Source organism: Limnobacter sp. (assembly GCF_043511195.1).
Taxonomy (GTDB): Bacteria; Pseudomonadota; Gammaproteobacteria; order Burkholderiales; family Burkholderiaceae_B; genus Limnobacter.
The window spans coordinates 3,234,432-3,257,773 of the sequence record NZ_CP121330.1 but is presented as its reverse complement, the minus strand read 5'-3'; the positions used below and the strand labels follow the sequence as shown (position 1 = coordinate 3,257,773).

General features: G+C 51.9%; 24 protein-coding genes. 10 read left to right on the top strand and 14 right to left on the bottom strand.

The window, feature by feature from the left end:
• Positions 1-7: 7 nt before the first annotated feature.
• Positions 8-502: a TadE family protein gene (locus tag P0D43_RS15455; RefSeq protein ID WP_341236776.1), complete on the bottom strand. Its 495-nt coding sequence runs from the start codon at positions 500-502 to the stop codon at positions 8-10.
• Between the two features lie 21 nt (positions 503-523).
• Positions 524-706 carry a Flp family type IVb pilin gene (locus P0D43_RS15450; protein WP_159571961.1) on the bottom strand — a complete coding sequence of 61 codons (183 nt, stop codon included), beginning with the start codon at positions 704-706 and terminating at the stop codon, positions 524-526.
• A gap of 322 nt (positions 707-1,028) precedes the next feature.
• Between P0D43_RS15450 and P0D43_RS15445 the strand changes: the two genes are divergently transcribed.
• From P0D43_RS15445 to P0D43_RS15425, 5 genes are all read left to right on the top strand, one after another.
• On the top strand, positions 1,029-1,673 hold the full coding sequence (locus P0D43_RS15445; RefSeq protein WP_159571964.1) for an EcsC family protein: 645 nt from the start codon (positions 1,029-1,031) through the stop codon (positions 1,671-1,673).
• A gap of 111 nt (positions 1,674-1,784) precedes the next feature.
• Positions 1,785-5,375, top strand: a complete 3,591-nt coding sequence (locus tag P0D43_RS15440) for an indolepyruvate ferredoxin oxidoreductase family protein (protein ID WP_394672900.1) — start codon at positions 1,785-1,787, stop codon at positions 5,373-5,375.
• Complete coding sequence (locus P0D43_RS15435; protein WP_394672899.1) at positions 5,350-6,285, top strand: PPK2 family polyphosphate kinase; 936 nt, start codon at positions 5,350-5,352, stop codon at positions 6,283-6,285. The genes P0D43_RS15440 and P0D43_RS15435 overlap by 26 nt, the downstream gene beginning before the upstream one ends.
• A 44-nt stretch (positions 6,286-6,329) precedes the next feature.
• Complete coding sequence (locus P0D43_RS15430) at positions 6,330-6,728, top strand: hypothetical protein (RefSeq protein WP_159571973.1); 399 nt, start codon at positions 6,330-6,332, stop codon at positions 6,726-6,728.
• A gap of 98 nt (positions 6,729-6,826) precedes the next feature.
• A complete protein-coding gene (locus P0D43_RS15425) occupies positions 6,827-7,963 on the top strand; it encodes a mechanosensitive ion channel family protein (RefSeq protein WP_159571976.1) in 1,137 nt (378 codons plus the stop codon).
• Here P0D43_RS15425 and rfaE2 read toward each other — a convergent pair.
• The 12 genes from rfaE2 to P0D43_RS15365 all read right to left on the bottom strand — a co-directional run bounded on the left by rfaE2 (position 7,960) and on the right by P0D43_RS15365 (position 18,156).
• On the bottom strand, positions 7,960-8,454 hold the full coding sequence (gene rfaE2 / locus P0D43_RS15420; protein WP_159571979.1) for a D-glycero-beta-D-manno-heptose 1-phosphate adenylyltransferase: 495 nt from the start codon (positions 8,452-8,454) through the stop codon (positions 7,960-7,962). The genes P0D43_RS15425 and rfaE2 overlap by 4 nt on opposite strands.
• 12 nt (positions 8,455-8,466) lie before the next feature.
• Positions 8,467-9,330 carry a ferritin-like domain-containing protein gene (locus P0D43_RS15415; RefSeq protein ID WP_394672898.1) on the bottom strand — a complete coding sequence of 288 codons (864 nt, stop codon included), beginning with the start codon at positions 9,328-9,330 and terminating at the stop codon, positions 8,467-8,469.
• A gap of 131 nt (positions 9,331-9,461) precedes the next feature.
• A complete protein-coding gene (locus P0D43_RS15410) occupies positions 9,462-9,950 on the bottom strand; it encodes a nuclear transport factor 2 family protein (RefSeq protein WP_394672897.1) in 489 nt (162 codons plus the stop codon).
• Complete coding sequence (locus P0D43_RS15405) at positions 9,934-10,743, bottom strand: SDR family NAD(P)-dependent oxidoreductase (protein WP_341236780.1); 810 nt, start codon at positions 10,741-10,743, stop codon at positions 9,934-9,936. The genes P0D43_RS15410 and P0D43_RS15405 overlap by 17 nt, the downstream gene beginning before the upstream one ends.
• A 36-nt stretch (positions 10,744-10,779) precedes the next feature.
• Positions 10,780-11,334 (bottom strand): DUF3833 domain-containing protein, encoded by a 555-nt coding sequence (locus tag P0D43_RS15400; protein ID WP_159571991.1) that lies wholly within the window; start codon positions 11,332-11,334, stop codon positions 10,780-10,782.
• A complete protein-coding gene (locus P0D43_RS15395) occupies positions 11,331-12,716 on the bottom strand; it encodes an MFS transporter (protein ID WP_159571994.1) in 1,386 nt (461 codons plus the stop codon). Before P0D43_RS15395 ends, P0D43_RS15400 begins: the two co-directional genes overlap by 4 nt.
• 16 nt (positions 12,717-12,732) lie before the next feature.
• On the bottom strand, positions 12,733-13,302 hold the full coding sequence (locus tag P0D43_RS15390) for a chalcone isomerase family protein (RefSeq protein WP_394672896.1): 570 nt from the start codon (positions 13,300-13,302) through the stop codon (positions 12,733-12,735).
• Complete coding sequence (locus P0D43_RS15385) at positions 13,299-14,525, bottom strand: class I SAM-dependent methyltransferase (protein WP_394672895.1); 1,227 nt, start codon at positions 14,523-14,525, stop codon at positions 13,299-13,301. The genes P0D43_RS15390 and P0D43_RS15385 overlap by 4 nt, the downstream gene beginning before the upstream one ends.
• Positions 14,522-15,340 (bottom strand): DUF1365 domain-containing protein, encoded by an 819-nt coding sequence (locus P0D43_RS15380; RefSeq protein WP_394672894.1) that lies wholly within the window; start codon positions 15,338-15,340, stop codon positions 14,522-14,524. The genes P0D43_RS15385 and P0D43_RS15380 overlap by 4 nt, the downstream gene beginning before the upstream one ends.
• Positions 15,340-16,653 carry an NAD(P)/FAD-dependent oxidoreductase gene (locus P0D43_RS15375; protein ID WP_159572005.1) on the bottom strand — a complete coding sequence of 438 codons (1,314 nt, stop codon included), beginning with the start codon at positions 16,651-16,653 and terminating at the stop codon, positions 15,340-15,342. The genes P0D43_RS15380 and P0D43_RS15375 overlap by 1 nt, the downstream gene beginning before the upstream one ends.
• A gap of 117 nt (positions 16,654-16,770) precedes the next feature.
• A complete protein-coding gene (gene folE2, locus P0D43_RS15370) occupies positions 16,771-17,574 on the bottom strand; it encodes a GTP cyclohydrolase FolE2 (protein WP_394672893.1) in 804 nt (267 codons plus the stop codon).
• 21 nt (positions 17,575-17,595) lie between these two features.
• Positions 17,596-18,156 (bottom strand): glutathione peroxidase, encoded by a 561-nt coding sequence (locus P0D43_RS15365; RefSeq protein WP_394672892.1) that lies wholly within the window; start codon positions 18,154-18,156, stop codon positions 17,596-17,598.
• Between the two features lie 230 nt (positions 18,157-18,386).
• On the opposite strand from P0D43_RS15365, the gene P0D43_RS15360 reads away from it, so the two are divergent.
• Genes P0D43_RS15360 through P0D43_RS15340 form a run of 5 tightly spaced genes read left to right on the top strand, consistent with a single transcriptional unit; the run spans position 18,387 to position 23,314 of the window.
• Entirely contained in the window at positions 18,387-19,328 is a 942-nt protein-coding gene (locus P0D43_RS15360) for a MerR family transcriptional regulator (protein ID WP_159572010.1), read from the top strand.
• 5 nt (positions 19,329-19,333) lie between these two features.
• Complete coding sequence (locus tag P0D43_RS15355; protein ID WP_159572013.1) at positions 19,334-19,501, top strand: DUF2256 domain-containing protein; 168 nt, start codon at positions 19,334-19,336, stop codon at positions 19,499-19,501.
• An 8-nt stretch (positions 19,502-19,509) separates the two neighbouring features.
• Positions 19,510-21,051, top strand: coding sequence for a cryptochrome/photolyase family protein (locus tag P0D43_RS15350; RefSeq protein ID WP_394672891.1), 1,542 nt, complete (start codon positions 19,510-19,512; stop codon positions 21,049-21,051).
• A gap of 53 nt (positions 21,052-21,104) precedes the next feature.
• A complete protein-coding gene (locus P0D43_RS15345) occupies positions 21,105-22,100 on the top strand; it encodes a glutathione S-transferase family protein (protein WP_394672890.1) in 996 nt (331 codons plus the stop codon).
• Positions 22,101-22,141: 41 nt separating this feature from the next.
• Complete coding sequence (locus P0D43_RS15340) at positions 22,142-23,314, top strand: hypothetical protein (RefSeq protein WP_394672889.1); 1,173 nt, start codon at positions 22,142-22,144, stop codon at positions 23,312-23,314.
• Positions 23,315-23,342: the final 28 nt, after the last annotated feature.

Sequence of the window (23,342 nt, the reverse complement as noted above, 5' to 3'; positions counted from 1 at the left end):
GAAGAATTTACAGTGCGTCGGTGTTCTGGTACAGAACTACAGCGCTGGCGCTGAGTTGTTCTGGAAAAAAAGTATCTGCAAATGGAATATTGGACAAAAACGGATTTTCTGAAGTGTTAAAAAACCCCCGAAATTCCAGGCAACTCAAGGCTGGGTTAGTACCCGCGCCCAAAGCGTTGCCGCAATCAGCAGCACCGGCCAATTGGTCGGTGGAAAAGCTAAAGCCCGCCGGGTACATTGCACTGGGCAGGGAATTCAACAACAATTGCCTGGCCGCAGCTTCCGGGTCGGCCGTGCTACCGGCAACAGCAACGCTTCGTGCAGCCTGTGAAACTGCTGAACTAAGCGTGTGTTGCACCATGAACAACAGGCTGTAACCCACAATTGCAAAAATCACTGTGAGTACAATTGGTAACATCAGGGCCAGCTCAACAAGTTGGGCACCGCGCTGTTTAACAGTGCGGCGGCAAAGAGAAGATCTGGCCCGAATATTGAAGTTCACTGTGCATTAATGGCGAGGATCTTACTCACCACCGGTCAGGGCGTTAACGATGTTGCCGAATGCCGTTTCAAGACCACCACCCAACGTAGCAAAACCAGCCACTGCCAGCGCTACAACCAAAGCCGCGATTACTGCGTACTCGATCAAGGAAGCGCCTTCTTCCTTGCGTTTCAAAACCAACTGTTTGTTTGCTGCATTGCTCATGACATTCACTCCTGTGTGAAAATATCGAACTCTAGGTCGAATTCCCCCATGTTAGGGGTACTCCAAATGGATCAAAGCCAAGATCAGACCGTGAATTGCACCGTCTATTCACAATTTTGACCCCAAGGACCACAGCAATCTTAGGGAATTTCACCCAAACTGATTACGCCTTGTGAGTTACGATAGTAAACCAAGTCTGTGACTTGTTGATTGTTACTGTCAGAAACAATTTGCCTTTGATTAACTATTCATGCAAAAGACCAATTTACCCAGAGCCCTAATGGGGCCCCTCCATGCCTTCTTTGGTTTTCTCACAGGCGGTATGCCCGTTTCCAAAGAGCCGGGTAAAGCCAAGCGGCCTTATGAACGCGCCAAGGAAATTACGCAAAAAGCCTGTGCAAAGGCGGCTGCCGTGTCGGGCGGATTGGCTTTGCCCGTGGGCCCACTGGGAATGCTCACCGTATTGCCCGATCTGATCATTGTGTGGCGGATTCAGGCGCAAATGGTTGCTGACATTGCCGTAACTTTTGGTCACAAGAAGCCACTGACCGAACAAGAACTCATGACTTGTCTTTTCAGTCATGTCACGGACACAGCCGTGCGCGAGTATGAAAGATCGATTCCGCTGGAACATGAGGAGAAATCAGCCAAATCGGTGCTTGATCTGATTGATCGATTTACCCGCAGCGGAAGCCGGGATATCGCAGTCCGTGTAACAAAACAAATTGGACAGGCGGTATTCGAGCGGGTGGCCAAGCGCACTGCATCGCGAATCATTCCGCTGGCGGGTGCCGCGGTGGTGTCTGCTTACGCCGCCTTGGATACGAAAGAAGTTGCGCGCACTGCGGTCGAGTTGTTCTCTGGGGAGAAATTGCCCGCACGCAAATCCAAAAAAAGCTATCCAAGACCAGAAGAAATGTTCAACGTCGACAACGTGAAAGACATTCAACCCGACCAAGGGGCTTGAAGCCCTGTGAGCTCTGTGTAACACTGGGATAGGGCCTCGTGTCGCTCACAAGGCATACGCAAGGCAACTCGCACTCGCTGAAACTTATCTGTTTCGTGGAGGAAAGTGCTCATGAATGCCCCACACCAACCGCAGTATCGCGCAGTCACGCTCAGTGACAAGTACACGCTTTCCCAGGGAAAAATTTACATCACCGGCACCCAGGCTTTGGTGCGCCTCATGTTGCTTCAATCCGAACTGGATCGGAAGAACGGGCTGAACACGGGCGGTTTTGTCTCGGGTTACCGCGGCTCCCCTTTGGGTGCGGTTGATCAGGCTTTTTGGGCGGCAAAACAATTTCTTGATCCTTCAAACATTCATTTTCAGGCAGGTCTCAATGAAGACTTGGCCGCCACATCGGTGTGGGGAAGTCAGCAGCTCAATCTGTTTCAGGGCGCAAAAGTGGATGGCGTATTTGGTCTTTGGTACGGCAAGGGGCCCGGTGTAGATCGCAGTCTCGACGTGTTCAAGCATGCCAATGCAGCAGGCACATCAAAACACGCAGGCGTATTGCTGGTGGCTGGCGATGACCACGCCGCAAAAAGCTCCACCTTGCCGCATCAGTCTGACCATGTACTGAAAGCGGCCATGATTCCGGTCTTGTTTCCAAGCAATGTGCAGGAAATTCTGGACTTCGGTGTGTTGGGTTATGCCATGAGCCGCTATGCGGGAGTTTGGGTTGGCATGAAGACAGTGGCTGACGTGGTTGAATGTTCGGCGACAGTCGACATTGATCTGCTGCGCCACACTACGGTGATTCCCACCGATTTCGACATGCCGGACGGTGGGTTGAATATTCGCTGGCCCGACACTGCCCTGGCTCAAGAAGCCCGGTTGATTGATCACAAGCTGTATGCAGCGCTGGCCTTTTGCCGTGCAAACAAAATTAATCGAACGGTGATTGATTCACCGTGTGCAAGATTCGGCATTGTGGCCACGGGCAAGGCTTTTCAGGACACCTTGCAGAGTTTGAATGATTTGGGTTTAAGCCCCCAGCGATGCGCGGAAATTGGTTTGCGTGTTTACAAAGTGGGCATGGTTTGGCCACTTGATGCAGTGGGTATACGGGACTTTGCGAAGGGTTTGCAAGAGATTCTCGTCATTGAAGAAAAGCGTCAATTGGTGGAGTATCAAATCAAGGAAGAGCTGTATGCCTGGCGAGAAGATGTGCGCCCCAAGGTGTATGGCAAGTTTGACGAAAGGCTGGCCGAAGATGGTCGAGAGGGCGGGGAGTGGTCTTTGCCCCAGGGTAACTGGCTGTTACCAAGCCACTATGAACTGGACCCAGCATTAATTGCATTGGCAATTGCCAAACGCTTGCGCCACATGCAATTGCCTGCCGACATCACAGCACTGATTGAAAGCCGAATCAAAACCATTGAACGCAGTCATGAAGTAGGGCATTCAGCCCACGTGCCAGTGGAACGCAAGCCTTACTTTTGCTCAGGTTGCCCACACAATACTTCAACCAAAGTGCCCGAGGGAAGCCGCGCAATGGCGGGTATCGGTTGCCATTACATGGCCGTGTGGATGGACAGAAACACGCAAACCTACACACAAATGGGCGGAGAGGGAGTGCCGTGGATCGGCCAGGCACCGTTCACCGAAACACAGCATGTGTTTGCCAACCTGGGTGACGGCACTTATTTCCACTCCGGAATTCTGGCCATTCGGGCCAGTGTCGCCGCCGGTGTAAACATCACCTACAAATTACTCTACAACGATGCGGTGGCCATGACGGGCGGGCAGCACCTTGACGGCACGCTGACCGTTGCACAACTTACCCGCCAACTGGCAGCCGAGGACGTTGCCAAAATTGTGATTGTCAGCGACAACCCTGGGGTGCACCTGCGCGATTTGGCCGAAGACCCCAAAGCCGAAGGTATTGAAGTGTTCGACCGCCGCGACATGGACACGGTGCAAAAACTGCTGCGCGACATCAAAGGCACCACGGTGCTGGTTTACGAGCAAACCTGTGCCTCGGAAAAACGCCGCAGGCGCAAGCGAACTGATCCAGCCACAGGCAAACCCATGTTTCCTAACCCAGCCAAGCGTGTATTGATCAATCCACGCGTGTGCGAAGGCTGCGGCGACTGTTCGAAGCATTCCAATTGTTTGTCGATAGAGCCGGTTTCAACGCCCTGGGGCGTCAAACGAACCATTAACCAATCCACTTGCAACAAAGACTACAGTTGCCTGGAAGGGCTTTGCCCAAGCCTGGTGACTGTCGAAGGTGGCGAGTTGCGCAAGCCCGATGTTTCCGGGCATCACCATGCGCTTGCCAAAGCGTGTGCCAGTCTCGTGGAGCCGCCATTTCACCTGCACCCTGATGATCTTGAACATCGTTATTCGGTGCTGATTAATGGCGTAGGTGGCACGGGCGTAGTAACAATTGGCGCCTGGTTGGGCATGGCTGCGCATTTGCAGGGTATGGAAGCATTGGCACTGGACATGGCTGGCTTGGCGCAAAAAGGCGGTGCGGTGTTTTCTCATGTGCAGTTTGCGCCCGCGGGCATTACCCTGGCGTCCTCCAAAATTCCGGTGGGTGAAGCCGATTTGATGATAGGCGGTGACCTGGTCGTGTCTGCGCACGAGAAAACTCTGGAATTACTCAATAGCGCTGCGTTCGCCGTGGTGAATACCGACACGTCTCCCACCGCCGATTTTATTGCCCAGCGAGACTGGTGCGCCCCCGTAGATCAAATGCATGCAGACATTGCCCGCGCCTTGCACGAGCCGCAGCGGCAGTATTCGCCCATTCGTGCCCAGTGGCTGGCCGAGCACCTTTTTGGTGACACCGTGTATGCAAACGCTTTGCTCTTGGGTGCTGCATGGCAGCGGGGGTGTTTGCCCCTTCACTTGGCTGCACTGCGCAAAGCGATTGAATTAAATGGCGTGAAAGTGAATGAAAACCTGATGGCTTTTGATGCGGGTCGACTGGCGGTGACCCAGCCTGACCTTCTGCAGGATTTGTTGAACAACCAGGCCGCTTCTGCCACCAAATCAGAGACCGACAATGACAAGCTGGCCCGCTATGAGTCCGAGTTGACGCAGTATCAAAACGCGAAACTCGCTAGCCGTTTTACCGCCAAGGTATTGCCTTTGCGTTCGGGTTTTGAGTCGCTGGGTTTACAATACCAGTGGGTGCGCTTGTGCAGCACGTATTTCAAATTGTTGGCTTTCAAAGACGAGTTTGAAGTGGCTCGCTTGCACACCAACCCGGATTGGCAACAGCACACCATGGCGCAATTTGAGCCGGGGGCCAAGCTGTATTTTCACTTTGCCCCCACTTGGCTGGCCGGGCACAGCAGTCGCCCAAGAAAAATTAAATTGGGCCCCTGGTTTTTCTCTGTGCTCAAGGTTTTGGCCACTTTGCGCCACTTGCGAAACACTGCATTTGACCCATTTAGAGGAAGTTTAGAGCGTAAAAACCAGACTTTACTGGTGAGTTGGTTTGAAACCTGGTTGGAACTGATGCACAATAATCCTTCAATGTTGCAGCACAGCAAACAGACCGAGCACCTTCTTGACCTGTTCAATCAGGTGAAAGGTTTTGGTCAGGTTCGTGCCCAATCATTTGAACAAGTGCGGTTCGAGATTCAAAAGTCCGTGGAAAACAAGCACAACCTGGATCAGCATGACCAAAGCAGACAACAAACCTGAAGCCAAAGTCACCAAACACAAAGAAACCAAGCGCTCTGAAAAAGTATTGCCCGATGCCTTGGTGCCTGAAAGTCAGTGGGAAATTTTAGGGCAGGCCTGTATGGTCAATGGCAAAGCGGTTCGCTTGCGTCAATGGCCTACCCGTTACGGCGACATGCCTTCCAAAGAGGACATGCACGAGCGCGTCGACCAGTTGTCGGAACGACTGAACCATTTGTTGACTTGCCTTTATGCACAAGGCGAACACAAGCTGCTGGTTATCTTGCAAGGCATGGACACCGCTGGAAAAGATGGTGCAGCCCGCGCCATTATGCGTTCGGTACACCCGATGGCCCTGCGCATGGTGTCCTTCAAAGAACCTTCCGAGCAAGAAGCCGCGCATGACTTTTTGTGGCGCGTTCATCCTCATGTGCCCGGTGCCGGGCAATCGGTGATTTTCAACCGCTCGCATTACGATGGCATCATCATGCCGATTATTCAGGACAATGTGTCGACTACCTGGATTGAAGAGCGCCTTCGTCAGACCAATGATTTTGAGCGTTTGCTGGTTGAAACCGACACCACAGTGCTCAAAATTTTCCTGAATATTTCCCGCGAAGAACAGCATCAACGCATGGTCGAGCGTTGGGAAACTCCCGACAAACGCTGGAAGTTGACTGAAAAAGACCTTCACTGTGGCGAGAATTACAGCATGTACGCCAATGCCTACGAACAGGTGCTCGAAAAAACCTGCACCAAACAGGCGCCCTGGTGGATTATTCCTGCTGACCACAAAGGTTTCCGTAATATGCTGGTGGCAGAAATCCTGGTGGGCACGCTGGAGCGCATGGGTTTGGCTTGGCCTGACCCAGATCCTGTTGTCGCAAAAAGCGAGTTCTGGCGAAAGTCGTCAACCGCCCAAGGAACATAACCGTTATTTCGATTCCCAAACAAAATTTCAAGGGGACTTTAACCATGAAAAAAACTACATTGAAACTCGCCGTTATCACCAGTACCCTGATGTTTTCGGCCTCCGCCATGGCGGTGGGCTTGGGTGTGAACACTGGTGTTGGCGTGAACGCTGAAGTGCCGGGTGTTTCTTTGAACGCCGATGCCAAGGCCAAAGCGGATGCCAATGCAAATGCCAACGCAGATTTGAAAGGCAAATCCAGCGCTGCAGTGAAAGGCGCAAAGTCCAAGGGCAATGAAATGCGCAATGAAGCTGGCGCCATGCATTCTGAAGCAAAAGGCGAAGTTGGTAAGCGCACTGGTCAAGTGGAGTCAGCCGCTGATGTCAAGGCCAATGCCGACGTGAACGCCAACGTGAAAGCCGATGCGAAGGCCAGCGGTAAGGCAAAAGCCGAGAAGAAGTAAACTTCTGTCAAATGTAGTCACCAAAAATGCCCCCTCGGGGGCATTTTTGCTTTTCAGGTTCTCTACACTGTCTCTTTTGTTTCATTGAACGAGTTGTCATGAATTTTGCCAGCGTACAAGAATGGCTCGTCGGCATGGGTGTGCCCCCTGAATTTTTGGCCTACAACACGTGGGTGTACCAGGTTTTCGCGGTGGTTTTTCTCACCCTGTTGGTCAGTTATTCTGTTGGCTTGGTGTTCAATCATTTGGGGCGCCTTGCAGAAAAATCGAACAATCCCTGGGATGATGTATTTCTTGAAAGTGCCCGCAAGCCACTGAAGCTGCTGATTTGGCTGTTGGGTATTTCATGGGCGGCCAAAATTACGCACATGGCAAACAACGCCGAAATTTTCGAATTCATCGATCCCACGCGTCGGGTTGGCATCATTGTGTTGATCACCTGGTTCTTGTTTGGTTTGGCAAAGCGGTTTGAAGTGGCGCTTCAAAACCCCGACCGGATCAAAGAACCGCTTGATGCCACCACCGCGAGCGCAATTGGTAAGTTGCTGCGTGCCTCTATCATCATCACCGCGGTGCTGGTGATTCTTCAAAATATGGGGTTCAGTATTTCAGGCGTGCTTGCCTTTGGTGGCGTGGGCGGTATTGCAGTGGGTTTTGCCGCCAAAGATTTGCTGGCCAATTTTTTTGGGGGTTTAACGGTGTACATGGATCGCCCATTTGTAGTGGGTGATTGGGTGCGTTCACCGGATAAAAACATTGAAGGCACTGTAGAGCACATTGGCTGGCGACTCACCCGCATTCGTACTTTCGACAAACGCCCACTGTACGTGCCCAATGCCACTTTCAGTACCATTTCCCTGGAAAACCCATCGCGTATGACGCACCGTCGAATTCAGGAAACCATTGGTGTGCGTTACGACGACATTGCCCAGGTTAGAGCGATTGCAGACGGTGTGAAACGCATGTTAATTGATCACGACGAAATTGACGACGATCAAACCTTGATTGTGAACCTGAACCAGTTTGGTGGTTCAAGTGTGAATTTGTTGGTGTATACCTTTACCAAAACCACAATTTGGGTGAAGTTCCACGAAGTAAAGCAGGACGTGTTGCTGAAAATCGCCGAGATCATTGAGCAACACGGTGCGGAAATAGCGTTTCCAACCACCACGTTGCATGTGGCCAGTTTGCCTGAACAATTTGCGCAGGCCAGCGTTGCGCCTGGCAAGGTTTAGAGTTTACGGATTTTTTCGAGCGTGGCCGTGGTGCTGCGCTCGTGTTCAAACGCGATAGACAACGCTGTGCCCCCCCAACTTTGAACTTCTTTGGCACCCACCATTTTTTCAACAGGCCAATCGCCGCCTTTCACCAGTACATCGGGTCGGGCCGCCAAAATTGCATTCAATGGGGTGTCTTCTTCGAAGTAGGTGACCAGGGCCACGCATTCCAGCGCCGCCAGCACATACATTCGATCAGCTTGCGTGTTAATGGGGCGGTCTGGGCCTTTGCCCAGGCGTTTGACTGATTCATCCGAGTTCACTGCCACGATCAGGCTTTGGCCTTCTTGCGCAGCCTGGTCAAGGTAAGTGACATGCCCACGGTGCAGCAAATCAAAAACCCCGTTGGTAAATACCACGGGGCCTTTGAGTTGTTTGGCGCGTTCTGCAAGTTCGCTGGGGTGGCACACCTTTTTTTCAAAGCGTGCCGGTTTTCCTGTTGTTGTCATAGTGCAATCAAATCAGGCTGCGTTGCCAACAGGTGGTTCTGTTGCGCCCAAGCGCGCCATCACTTCCTTGCGGTAGCGGTTCAGGTCTTGCACCGATTCAAAGGTGCGTTCAAACAGCAAGCTCATGTTGTGCAAAATGCGGTCAACCACTTTCTTTTCCCAGTCGGCATCAAAGCGAATTTGACCATCCAGCCAGTTCTCAAGCCAATCGGGGTCGGGCAGGCGACTTTGCACTGTATCGTGTGGAAACAAGTCTTTGTTCACGTGCAGGTTGGTGGGGTGCAAAGGCTTTTGGGTGCGGCGAGCCGAGGCCATTAACACACCAATTTTACTGAAAGCAGCACGGGCACCGTCGCCCACTTCCACCAGCGCTTTTTTCATGTAGCGCAGGTAAGCACCGCCATGGCGGGCTTCGTCGTGAGAAATGATTTTGTAAATCTGCTTGATCACGGGTTCGGTGTGCCAGTCCGAGGCGCAGCGATACCAGTGATTCAGGCGAATTTCGCCGCAAAAATGCAGCATCAGTGTTTCAAGCGGTGGTGCCGGGTCGAACTCAAAGCGCACGGCATGCAGCTCTTCTTCGGTGGGCAGCAAGTCGGGGCGGAAGCGACGCAGGTATTCCATCAGGACCAGCGAGTGTTTCTGCTCTTCAAAAAACCAGATCGACATGAAGGCGGAAAAGTCACTGTCGTGTTTGTTGTCTCGCAAAAACATTTCAGTGGCAGGCAAGGCTGACCACTCGGTAATTGCATTCATTTTGATGGTTTGGGCCTGTTCTTCAGACAACCTGGATGCATCGAATTGATCCCAATTGATGTCCTTCTCCATGTTCCAACGAACGGATTCCAATGACCTGAATAACTCTGGATACAACATGTTGCTCCACCTTCACTGAATAGATTTGACTTTGTGATTTTAACAAGACATGTCATGAAGCGCATGAAGATTTGGTGACACGAGGCATTTATGTGCACAAGTGTACGCCAAAACCCGCTTGGTTCGGGCTTTTAGCCCGCTTGCTTTTTTAGCCAGCGCATCAGTCCTCCCAACACCGGGATCTTTTCGTAGAGTTCTTCAGCCGTGTCCCAGTAGTCTCTATGGGACTGTACAAGCCCGTTTTGGTTCAACAACAGGTGCGACGAACCCCTGATGCACTGCACCTGCCCGGCCTTGAAGCGCTTCATTTCGAACAGAAAGTCCCAGGCCATGAATACTTGTTGGCCGGATTCAAATGCGGTGTGCACCACAAAGCGTGGGTTGTTGACCTGATGGAACATCTCGCCAAAAATACGTGCGATGTCCTCAACCTGGTTGACTTCGTTGAACGGGTCTTTGAAGTAAGCATCAGCCGCATAAAATTTGGGCATGTCTGCCACTGTTTGCTCGGTGATGTGTTCAAAAAAATCAATCAATCTGTGCAAGGGTTTAGACAACTGTTGACGATCCAGTGGTGCAAGCCCGCCTGGTTTACCAGCGGCGTTATTTGCTTTGTTCATGGCCAAGTTCCGCTTTGTTTTTATTGGCAGTCAGCTTGCGCACCGCGGCAAAGTACAGTGAATACGGCAGCACGCGCAAGGTTCTCAGCGAGCGTGTGAATGCCTTGGGGAAGTGAATTTCGAATTCACCTTTCTCAAGGCCAGTAATAATTTCCTGTGCGGCTTTTTCAGCGGTAATCAGGAACGGCATTGGGAAGGTATTTTTGCGGGTCAGTGGGGTGTCCACAAAACCCGGGTTCACCACGCTCACGCCCACGTGGAGTGGTTTTAACTCGACATGCAATGCCTCAGCCAGGTTGATCAGCGCAGCCTTGGTGGGGCCATAGGCCAGTGAATTGGGCAGGCCTCGATAGCCGGCTACACTGGACACGATTGCCAGGTGCCCTGACTTTTGCTCGAGCAATTTGGGCAACGCGTTGGCCAGCACGTACATGGTGCCATTCAGGTTCACGTCGATTTGTTGTTTCACTTTCTCGATGTCGAATTCAGCCACCGACATTTCCGAGTAAGTGCCCGCCATCAGCACGATCAAATCGACGCCACCCCACGCAGCAATGACATTGTCAAATGCCGTTTTTACAGCAGCTTGCTGGGTAATGTCCAGTGGCAGGGCGGTGGCATGTTGCAATTCGCCCGCCAAAGTGGTCAGTTTGTCTGCGCTGCGGGCCGACAACATTTGCTTGCAGCCCAGTTGGTCGAGTTGGCGGGCCAATGCTTCGCCGATGCCAGTGGATGCACCCACCAGCCACACCCGTTTGTTTTGCCATTGGGTCAGTTTCGGATTAAAGCTCATGCAATTTCCTTTGTAGTTTGCCGCTCGGTTTTGTACTCAGTCGCGTTTGCGAAAGCTAAGTAATACTTCACCCAGCTCTATACCGAACTTGCTCATGGTGGCACGGTTCAGCATCACCTTGTCGTCCATCTGGTACATCCAGTCGTCGAACTGCACCTCGTAGGTGGTGCCGTCCACGGGCAGCAGCATGGTGTACTTCCATTGAAATGCATTGCCGGAAGTTTCTCCGTTGGCTTGCCCCAATACATCGCCAGCCGTGCCGGTGTATTTGTTGCCGTCTTTTTTCAGCGTCCACACCCGTTTTTGTGTGGTGCCGTCGGAGTAAGTAAAGTCTTCATCCAGCACGCCGGTGTTGCCGTCCCAAGTGCATTTCATCACCACTGTAAACCGCTTCACTACTTTGCCAGATCGGTCCTGAAACACACCCCAAGCGTCAATGGTGCCATTGAAATATTCTTTCAGGTCCAGCACTGGTTTTTCTTGTGCGTAGTCGGTGGGTTGCGGGCTTGCGCACGCTGTTAAAACCAGTGCGCCGGCCAAAGCGAGGAAAGCCAGTTGCAGCTTGCGTGCCCATTGTTGTGCGTAAATCATGCAGTACTCCCGATTGCTGTGTTGCTTGTGGTTTGATTCAGGCTGGCCAGGCCGCTACGGCCCAACAGCACAATGGCCAGAAGCTTCAGTGCACAAGGCACCAAGGCGTACACCCACAGCAGCGGGTCGTTGGCCAATTGTTGTAACAGCCCCATGTTTTGATAGGTCTCGGTTGTTGCCATGTCGGCCGAATAACTGAACCATTGCAAGGTGCCCAGCGCAAAGCTGGGTGCCAGCGCCAAATTGAATTTGTTGATCCAGTTCCAAAGTCCGAAATAGGTGCCTTCTGTTTTGCCGCGCTCGCCGTTTTCTTCAATCAAGCGTGCCACCAATGCGGCAGGCAGCGACAGGTCTGCGCCCAATGCAAAGCCAGTGACAATGCACACAAGCAGGTAACCCGCCAGGTCGCCTTCTCCGAGTACGATCACAATGATGAAGGCCGGAATGGACAAAATCATGCCCAAGAGCCATGCCCGAGCCAGGCCGATTTTGCTGGAAAGCCAAACCCAGAACACAGTGGATGCTGCACCCACCAAAAAGTACACAGCAAGCACCCATTGGTCGGAATCGCCCAAACCCAGTCGGTCACGCATGTAAAAAGGCACCAGCGTGGCGGGCAATGCAGCGGCCAGGCCATTGCACAAAAACACACCCATCAGTTTTCGGAAGTTTTGCCTGCGCAAAGGTTGCACAATGTCGGCAAACCCCTTGCGGATGGCCGCCAATGCGCCAGCTTGCACATGGTTGAATGTTTGAGCCAGGGCACTTACCGGCTGTTGCGCGCTACGATCGGGTTGGGGTGAAAACTTCAAGAGCAAGAACATGCCTATCACCAGCATCACCGCGAACACCGTGAATATCAGGCCTGCGTTCGTTTCAAGCGCCAACGACACGGCGAACACCACACCCAGAATGCCCACGCCTTCACGCACGGCCACGTACGTTGACCGTTCCTTGTCGGTGTGGCCCAATTCGGCCCCCCAGGCTTGGTAGGCAATGCTGGCAAAGCTGTAGCCCAGGTGCACCACAATCAAACTCACCATCAGGCTGGCTGCGTATTCAGTCGGGTTGCTACCCAAGGGAAAAAATACACCCGCCATACCCAGCAACAGCAAAGGCACCGCAAGCAGCAGGGGAAGGGCGTACCGGTTGCCTTGGCCGCTGCGGCGATCCACCCACAAACCAATTGCGGGGTCGAGTACAGCATCGAGCAGGCGTGACAACAACAAAATAATGCCCACCCATGCCGATGGAACTTCGTAAATTCGGGAGTACAGGTAGGGTACCTGAATATAGATTGGCACTGCCACGGCGCCCAAGGCCCAGCCCAGAAGGCCATAATTCAGCAGGTCTTTGGCGCTGGTTCGGGGCATTGGGTTCATGTCGGCGGGGCCGTGATTAACGCTTCAAGCCAATCAGTTCGCGGCGCATTTCGGGCGCAGAGGTTTTTGGGTCCAACCAAATGCCCATGAACGCCTCGGCCAGTTCCGGGTCATCTACTTTGGCCAGGGGCAGCCCATTGCGAAAAAACAGTACGCCTTTGCCGGGCGTGAATAGCGCACTCAAGGTGTGCCCCTTTTCCACATTTGGAAAAATTGAAGTCAACTTCACCAGCCAACCCTGGCGTTGCACCTCGGTGCCCGCGCCAATTTCTTCCATTTCCTCAATGCTGCGTTCGGCAATGTCGCTGCCGTCAAAGTCTCTGGCATATTTCAGTTCAAGCCATGCGGGGTCGCGCTTGTAGTTGAATCCTTCGGGGTCGGTGTTGGACCACAATTGGCCGTCGTACACACGCAGGCCAAACCAGCGCAAGGTGCCATGGCCCATCAGCTTGGCGTTTTCAATGGTTTGAATGACTTGTTTGGGCGGCGCATTCAAATTGCTGTTGGCCAGGGCCAGGGGCGCTGTGCCCAGCAAGGTCAGGCCTAGCAAAACATGTTGAATGAACTGGGCCGGGAACAACTTCATTGGTTTTCCACCTTCTCGAGGTAAAACTGGATGACATCGGTGCTTTCATATTCAAAGCCAGCTTCGCAGTAGGCCAAATAAAATTCCCAGGTTCGAATGAACGGATCGTCAAAGCCCTGATTTTTTACTTGCTCCAGCGTTTTCATGAACTGAGAGCGCCAGCGACGCAATGTCTCAGCATAGTCTTTCCCGAAGGCTTTTTCCGACACCACGCGCAATCCATGCTTTTCTGCCATGGCTCTGAATTTTGCGGGTGAAGGCAACATGCCGCCCGGGAAAATATACTGTTGAATAAAGTCCGTGCCTTTGCGATAACGGTCAAACAGCTCGTTTTGAATCACAATGGTTTGAATTGCCACTTTGCCACCTTTCTTCAGCAAGCGATTTACCGACTGGAAGTAGGCGGGCCAATATTCTTCGCCCACTGCTTCAAACATTTCAATGGATGCAATGTGGTCGAATTGGCCACGGCAATCCCTGTAATCCTGAAGACGGAAATCGGCCTGCTCAGCAAAACCCTGTTTTGCCAAACGCGCTTTGGCAAAAGCCAGTTGTTCAGTCGACAGGGTCAAACCGACCAGGCTGGCACCTGCTGCGCATGCTTTCTCGGCGAATCCGCCCCAGCCACATCCAATTTCCAGAACCTGCTCGCCAGTCTTGGGTGTCAGGTAATTCAACATGGCTTCGTATTTGGCATGCTGCGCTTGTTCCAGGCTCAGGCTGGTGTTGCCGTCAAAAAGGGCGCTGGAATAAGTCATTGTGGGGTCTAGCCACAATTGGTAGAACGGGTTGCCCAAGTCGTAGTGGGCATGGATATTTTTCTTGGCCTGGGCCTTGGTGTTGCGATTCAACAAATGTTTGATTTTGTAAGCAATACTGCCCAGGAAACTGCCATAAATCACTGTTTCCACTGCTTTGCGGTTTTCAAGAAACACGCCCAATACCGAAGCAATGTCATGTGTTTCCCACTCGCCTGCAATGTAGGCTTCGGCAAAACCAATGTCACCCGCTTTCAGTGCGCGCTGGCATACAGCCCACGAGTTCAGTTTGATTTTCGCACTGGGTTGGTCTTCTTCGCCCCCAAACAGCAGGTGCACGCCTTCAGGAGTCACAATCTCCAGGCGTCCCTTCTTGAGTTTGGTCAGCAATTTCAGGGTCCACTGTGCCGATGACGGTGCATGGCTGGGCAGTTGAAACTGGGAAAAAGTAATGGCTTGAGTCATGCTTCGAGTTCAGTCTGCGTAATTGTTTGACGGGGTGGGGCAGGCTTGCCATGAAACTTCGCGCCTTTAAACAGCAGTTTCACCGCTTGCCAATGAATTTTTGCGATTACAGCCAATGTAAACCAGCCGTATTTCAATAAGGTTTTACCCCAGAGCAGGGTGTTTGGATGCATCAGTTCGCCGCTAACACTCGTGCTGAGCTGTTGAATGGGACCTTCAAAGTAGTTGATTCGCGCCATGGTTCGGTTCGCACTGCTGGCAAACCTGAACTCGTAACGCCCTGAAACCGGGAAGAAAGGCGAAACGTGAAATTCCTTCCTGGCATGCAACAACATGCCCTTGTTCAGTGGTGCCTGGCTTTCAGGTGCAGTGAGCAAGTAAAAATGCCGTTCGCCAAAGGTGTTGTTCACCTCGCACATCACAGCGCGACACTGTTGTGCTTCATCGTGAAAGTACCAAAAGCTGACTGGGTTGAATACATAGCCAAATACTTTGGGAAAGGTGTGCAAATGCACTTCACCTTGAAGCGATCTGCCTGTTTTTGCCTCAACTTTGGACACCAGTTCAGTCACAAACTCAGGAAACTTCAGTGCGTGGGATTCAAATCCATAATTGCTGGCAGACACCGACACCAAACCCCGACCATCGATCACTGGGTAAGCGTGCGCTGGTTTTGGTTCATGCTGGGTCGAGAATGTCAGGCGCACAAAGCACGCGCCCGTGGTAAAGCCATTGGGCTTGGGAAGTGACCGGTGATGTTTCACCAGGCCCCAAGCCAGTTTTACATTGCTGAGTTGAAAACGCTCTTGCGCCATCAAGCTGCCTTCTGTTTGATTTTCGCCAGTTTGTCGATCAACGCACGCGCTGCATTCAAGCCCGAAGTGTGACCATCTTCGTGGAAACCATACTTCATCCACGCACCTGCCAAGTAGACATTGTTCAAGCCTTGAAGTTCGCTTAAGACCTGTTGTGCTTGAACCGCCGGCACGTCGAACACTGGGTGAGAGTAATGAATTTCCCGAAATACCTGCTTCGCGTCAGGTTGAATAATCGGGTTCAAGGTCACAAAAATCGGCTTTTCAACAGGCAGGGGTTGTAGCAAGTTGCTCCAATAGGTCACCGACACGCTCGGTTGCGGATTCAGCACATCGCTCAAGTAATTCCACGATGACCAGGTACTCCGTGTTTTGGGCATCAGCTTCACGTCGGTGTGCAGATAGGCCACGTTCGGCTGGTACTTAATGTGTTGCAACTGCGCCTTTTGCAGGTCGTTGCCTTTCAGCATGCCCAGCGCCTCATCACTGTGGCAGGCCACGATGACATAGTCAAACTCTTGCTCGCCCAGCTTTGTCTTCACGGCGGGTTTTGTGCCCGTGGTGTCAACTTCAAGTACGGGTGTGTTCGAGTGGACCAAATCGACGAAAGGTAATATTTTTTGCACGTAATTGCGTGCCCCGTTTTTCACGGTGAACCATTTGGGCCGGTCGTTGACTTGCAGCAAACCATGGTTGTGGCAAAACTGAATGAACGTGGCCAGCGGAAAGGCCAGCATTTGCTCACTGGGGCAAGACCATATGGCCGCCGCCATGGGTATCAAATACCAGTCGCGGAATTCTGCACTGTATTTTTCTTCAACCAGATAATCACCAAGGTGCATTTTTGCCTTACTCTGGAAAAGAGCGGCTCGACCTGCATCAGCCACCATGGCGGTTGCTTCTTTGTTGAAGCGCACAATGTCCAACAACATGCGCAGAAAGCGCGGGCGCAACAAATTGCGGCGCTGCGCAAATACAGTATTCAGGTTGGTGCCAGCCCATTCAATGTTCAGCTCGGGCAAACACACTGAAAAAGACATGTCCGATTCCACGGTTTCAACCGCCAACTCATCGAACAAGCGGATCAGGTTGGGGTAGGTGCGCTCGTTGTAAACCAGAAAACCGGTGTCCACGGCAACCTGCTTGCCTTCCACTTCAATATCAACCGTGTTGGTGTGGCCGCCAATGTACGCATTGGCCTCAAACAGGGTGGTGTGTGCATGGTCTCGTAGCGCATAAGCGGCTGTAAGACCGGAAATACCACCACCTACAATGGCGACTTTCGGCAGCAGTTCTTTTGAATTCTTGGTCATTTGTACTCGGTGTTGAAAAAAGGCAAGGGTTTTTACCAGCATCCTAACCTTTTATTTACTGCAGTAAATGAATTTGACCCCGGCTTTTGAAGCCAGGGCCAACTAACCTCTTACTTCTTACTTTTCTTGACGTTTGTCCTCTTCTATCCAGGCCACCGCAGAATGATTGTGGATCGATTCAAAGTTTTCACTTTCAATTCGATAGGCCATAACCTTTTTGCTGGCTCTCAAACGAATGGCCACGTCGCGCACCAAGTCTTCAACAAATTTCGGATTGTCGTACGCGCGCTCGGTCACATATTTCTCGTCAGGGCGCTTGAGCAAGCCCCACAGTTCGCAAGAGGCCGATTCTTCCGCCATGCGGATCAGTTCTTCCACCGCAATGCCGTCTGCCACCAAAGCCCGAATTGTGATGTGACTACGCTGGTTGTGAGCACCGTACTCGGAAATCTTTTTGGAGCAAGGACATAAGCTGGTCACTGGAACCACCATGGTCATGAACACATCCGTGGACTTGCCGTTGTTGTCCGCTTCAAGCGTGACTTCATAATCCAGCAAACTTGCAACACCCGAGACGGGTGCCACCTTGCGCACGAAGTAGGGAAACTTCATGGTAATGGTGCCCGCGCTCGAATCAAGTCGTTGAAGCATGTCATGCATCATTTGCCTCATGCCTTGCGGGGTCAGTGCGCTTTCTTGCGATTGCAAAATTTCCAGAAAGCGCGACATGTGGGTGCCTTTTACATCGCCGGGCAAAAATACCGACATGTCAATCGTGGCCACAGAGGGCTGGGGGCCTTCTAATGTTTCAACGATGATCGGGTGTTTGATCGCACGTACGCCGACACGCTGTATGGCAATGTTTCGCTTGTCTGCGCGTGATTGTTCGTCAGGTAAAAATAATCCATCCGGTGCATTCATGATGAAGCGCTCCAATAATAATTACTGCTTGGTGATTGGATGTGCATCGAGTGCACGGCGTATTGCCTGTGTAACCTCAGGGCTGGTTGGTGAAACATTGCTTTTAAATGTCTCCACGACTTGTCCTTGTCGGTTAATCAGGTATTTGTGGAAATTCCAGCCGGGCTGTTGTCCGCTGGCTTGGGCCAATTGTTTGTAAAACGGGTTGGCCGATCCCCCTTTCACCACGGTTTTTGCAAACATCGGGAATTTCACCCCGAAGGTGTTGTTGCAAAAAGCCGCAATTTCTTGGTTTGATTTGTATTCCTGATTACCAAAATCGCTCGATGGAAAACCCACCACGCTAAAGCCTTTTTCCTTGTACTGCCGGTGTACTTTTTCGAGTTCCTCATATTGGCCAGTAAAACCACAGAAACTTGCCGTATTCACCACTAACAGCACTTGTCCCTTGAAATCGCAAAGGGAAAGCATCTTCTCGTCTTGAAGCCTTGGGAATTGGTGATTTAACAACGCTGGGCATTGTTGGCCAGACAACGCCTGAGCCGAGTTCCACAGCAAAATGCCAAACATCGCGATTGTCACGACCGCAAACCGGTGCACAAGGTTTACCCGGACTGGACTAGACAGACGCTTGTCTTTACAATGCATAAATTCCACTTGAATGTCTCTATATGTGTGGTTAAATCTCAGCCAATATGCTAATTTGATTAGTAATCAAGCTTTGAGTTCCATTATTATTCGTTCAGTGTGGCAAGTCAATTTGTCTAGGACAAAACAAAGATGTTGAAGTTTCACCGTGGTCAGGTTCAGGTATGAATGAGCGTGCAGATTTAAGCCAACCCTCATTTTCAATTGCAGCAGTCGAGCGGGACACCGGCTTGCCCAAAGACACCTTGCGTGTTTGGGAGAAACGCTACAACTTTCCCCAACCTGGGCGCGATTCCTTCGGCGAGCGCATTTACTCGATCGATCAGGTTGAAAAGCTTCGCGTCATCAAGCGCCTTCTGGATGGCGGTCATCGCCCCGGAAAAATCATAGGTTTAAGCATCGATGAGTTGGTCAAGCTGGCTGAAGTCAGCAGTGCCGGCACTCGCATGAATGTGGCGCCAGACAGTCTCGATGAACTGAACGGCTACATGGAATTGATCAAGCGACACGACGCCGAGGAGTTCCGACAGACCATGTCGCGCCTTGCACTCACCATGGGTTTGCGCCGTTTTGTGGTTGAGGTGGTGGCTCCGCTTAATGCGATGGTGGGCGATGCTTGGGCGCGTGGTTACTTTGAAATTTTCGAAGAACACATTTACACCGAAACCATTCAAGTTGTGTTGCGCAATGCCTTGAACACCATTCCCTCCACGCGCAAAGGCCCCAGGGTGTTGTTAACCACCCTGCCCAATGAGCTGCATGGCTTGGGTTTGTTGATGGCGGAATGTATTTTTTCAATGGAAGGCGCACAGTGCGTTTCCTTGGGAACTCAAACGCCAACGTATGACATTGTGTTGGCCGCCCGAGCCCAGAATATCAACATTGTGGCCTTGTCTTTCTCTGTCATTCAAAGCTCGCCTGCGGTGCTCGAGGCCGTTGCCGAGTTGCGAGAGAAATTGCCACCAATGGTTGAAATCTGGTGTGGCGGTTCTTCGACAGCCTTGCGTAAAAAGCCCTCCGAGGACTTTGTATTGCTCTCCAGCCTGGAGTCCATCAGCGAGTCGATTGCCGATTGGCGCCTGCGCAATAAATTCAATCAACAGTAAGTGTTGTGGCCAGTAAGCAGCAGTCGTACAAGGGCAACAAATCGTATTTGCCCAGCAAGCCTTGCGTGGCTTGCGGCAAGGAAATGACTTGGCGAAAAAACTGGGCCAAGAATTGGGATGAAGTGAAGTATTGTTCAGACGCCTGCCGCAAGGCAGCCCCAAAAAAGCAGTAGTCAATAATATGAGCAGCAAAGTCAAAGCAGTGGTGGTGTTGGGCGATCAGCTCGACCTTCAAAATCCGGCACTCCTGGCCAACCCTCCCGAATCAGCCGAAGTCCTTATGATGGAATCACCGGTTGAGTCAACCGTGGTGTGGGTTCACAAGGTACGTATCGCCTTGTTTCTCAGTGCCATGCGCCACTTTGCTGAAGAATTGCGCAAAGCCGGCTACACCGTTCACTACCGCAAACTTGGCGACACCGGTCAAAACAACTTGGTGCAGGAAATTGCTGCGTTGTGCAAACAGCATGGCTTTACCAGTGTGGACATGGCTGAACCCGGCGAATGGCGACTGGAGCAGGAATTTTTAAAGCTGGCCAAGTCCGAAAACCTGAAGCTCCGCATGCTGGAAGACACGCATTATTTGTGTAGCCGTGCAGAGTTTGCGAGATGGGCCAGCGGCTACAAGCAAATGCGCATGGAATACTTTTACCGGGAAATGCGAAAGCGCACGGGTGTGCTCATGGATGGCGGTGAGCCAGCCGGTGGCAAATGGAACTATGATGCCGACAATCGCAGTGCGTTTCCAAAAGCTGGCCCCGGCAACATTACGCCCCCTGAGTTTTTTGAGCCTGATGAAATAACCCACGCCGTGTTTTCTGAGGTTGAAGCAAACTTTCCGGATCACCCCGGCACGCTGAAAAACTTCGCTTGGCCGGTAACACGCGCGCAGGCCTTGCAGGCGCTTGATACATTCATCGAACATCGATTTTCAAATTTCGGGTCTTATCAGGACGCCATGTGGACCAACACGCCATTTGGCTGGCATTCCTTGGTGTCGAGTGCTATCAACTTGCATTTGCTGCATCCACTTGAAGTGATTCAAAAAGCAGAGGCTGCATACCGCGCAGGCAAGGTGGATGTGGCCAGTGCGGAAGGATTCATCCGTCAAATTCTGGGCTGGCGCGAATTCATGCGCGGTGTGTATTGGCTCGACATGCCCAAGATGCGTGAGGACAACTTTCTGCAGGCTAATCACAACTTGCCCAAGTGGTTCTGGACCGGGCAAACCCACATGAATTGCCTGAAAGATTCCATTGGTCAAACGCTTGATTATGGCTACGCGCACCACATTCAACGCTTGATGGTGATTGGTAATTTTGCCTTGTTGGCCGGTATTGTTCCCCAACAGGTCGAAGACTGGTTTCTTGCCGTGTACGTGGATGCCGTGGAGTGGGTTGAACTACCCAACGTGGCAGGCATGGCTTTGTTTGCCAATGGTGGGCGATTTACCAGCAAGCCTTACATTGCATCGGGTGCATACATCAAACGCATGAGCAACTATTGCACTGGTTGCAAATACAATCCGACCGAAAAAATCGGCGACAAGGCTTGCCCGTTCACAACGCTGTATTGGGGCTTTCTGGATCAGCATGAAAAAATGCTGTCGGCCAACCCGCGTACAGGTCTGATGGCCAAGAACATCGCGCGGCTGGATGATGCCCAACGCACTGCACTTCGGGAAAAAGTGGCCGACACCTTCAAGAATATTGAACAACTGTAAGCGCCTGCTTTGCTAAGGTTAAGGCTGGTTGTTGCAATTCAAGGAGTACACACATGGGTTTGCTTGTAGATGGTCAGTGGCATGACAAGTGGTATGACACCAGTTCCAGTGGTGGCAAATTTCAGCGCGAAAGTGCGCAACTTCGCAACTGGGTAACCGCCGATGGCAGTGCCGGGCCAACAGGCGCGGGCGGCTTCAAGGCTGAAAGTGGTCGATATCATCTTTATGTGTCTTTGGCCTGCCCTTGGGCGCACCGCACACTCATTTTCCGAAAACTGAAAAATCTTGAAAGTCACATTGGCGTGTCGGTGGTCAGCCCTGACATGCTCAGCAACGGCTGGACCTTCAATGCCGATGAGGCTAGCACGGGCGACGCCCTGTTCAACAGCGAGTTCATGCATCAAATTTACACACGCCACAAAAACGATTATTCGGGGCGTGTCACTGTGCCTGTGTTGTGGTGTAAAAAAACGAATCAAATTGTCAGCAATGAATCGTCGGAAATCATTCGTATGTTCAATTCCGCATTCAATGAAATGACAGGGAACAGCGACGATTATTACCCCGAGCACTTGCGTACGATGATCGATCGCGTCAACGGCCTGGTGTACGACAACATCAACAACGGTGTGTACCGTGCCGGTTTTGCAACCACACAGGGCGCCTACGAAGAAGCCTACAACGGCGTGTTCATGGCACTCGATTCAATTGAGAAAATTCTTGAGAACAACCGCTTTTTGGTGGGTGCTCAAATCACCGAGGCTGATTGGCGTTTGTTCACCACCCTGATTCGTTTTGATGCCGTATACCACGGCCATTTCAAATGCAATCGACAGCGGCTTGAGGATTTTCCGAACATTTCCAATTATGTGCGCGAGTTGTACCAGTGGCCCGGTGTTGCCGAAACAGTCGATTTTTATCACATCAAGCGGCATTACTATTACAGCCACGACATGATCAACCCAACCCGGGTTGTGCCTGCCGGTCCGTCAATTGATTACACGCGTGAGCACAACCGCACCCGTTTGCCCTCAAGCCACTTGGCTTGATTCGGTGGTAATCTTGGGCAACATTGATTTCTGTGTTGCCCATGGCCTTTCACCCCAAACTAAAAGGTTTTCAGACTGACTCCGTGATCGCACAACTACCGCCTACTGTGCAGGTTTATGTGGTCGGCGGTGCCGTTCGTGATGCCTTAATGGGCCGTACCAGCAGCGATCGAGACTGGGTTGTTGTCGGCGCCACTGTAGACAATATGCTGGTTGCAGGATTCACGCCAGTCGGTGCAGATTTTCCCGTGTTTCTTCACCCTGTGAGCAAAGAAGAATACGCCTTGGCCCGCACCGAGCGAAAAAGTGGCCATGGTTACAAGGGTTTCACCTTTCACGCAGACCCTTCGGTCACCCTGGAAGAAGACTTGGCGCGGCGCGATTTCACCGTGAACGCCATGGCCATGAGTGCGACTGGTGCGCTGGTCGATCCGTTCAATGGCGTTCAGGATCTTCAGAACAAATTGATGCGCCATGTCAGCAGCGCTTTTACTGAAGGCCCGCTGCGCGTGCTTCGATTGGCACGTTTTCTCGCGCGTTTTCTTGATTTCTCAGTGGCTGAAGAAACAATGGCCCTGTGCGGCGAACTGCGCGACAGTGGCGAGTTGAAACACTTGGTGGCTGAGCGCATTTACGCCGAGCTGCACAAAGGCATGGGCGAAGAAAAGCCTTCTCGCATGCTGAAGTTGATTGGCAAATTAAATGCCTGGGGCGAACTGGCCCCAAGCTGTCAGGTGCCGTTTTCCGGCTTCGATAAACCCGAGTACGATCGCTTGAACGGTTTGCAAAATGCCGAGGACCATTGGGTTTATTCACTGGGGTTTTTCCTGAATCCTGCTCAAATCAAGTCCCTTGCCAAAGCATGGCGTTTGCCCCGCGATACCGAGGACTTGGCAGTGGTTGCGTCGATTAGTCATGCTTTCGCGCAGCAAGCCCATTTTGATGCCGCCGCGACAGGCCAGTTTTTTAATCGGGTGGATGTATTTCGCAAGCCAGCACGTTTGCAACAAGTGAACCGCCTGATTCAACACTTGCTCGGAGACAGTCCATTAAGCCAATGTGTAGATCATGCTGTGGCAGAAGTGGAACAGGGGCATTACAAAGCTTTCCTTGGTGATAAAATCGCCAATGCTCAAGCAGGCGAGCCAGTGGCGCAAGTGGCCGTTAAAGCACGCCAAGCTTGGGTTAATGCATTGCATTCCAGATTTTTTTGATTCTTCGATCGGGGGTAGCCCCATCTTC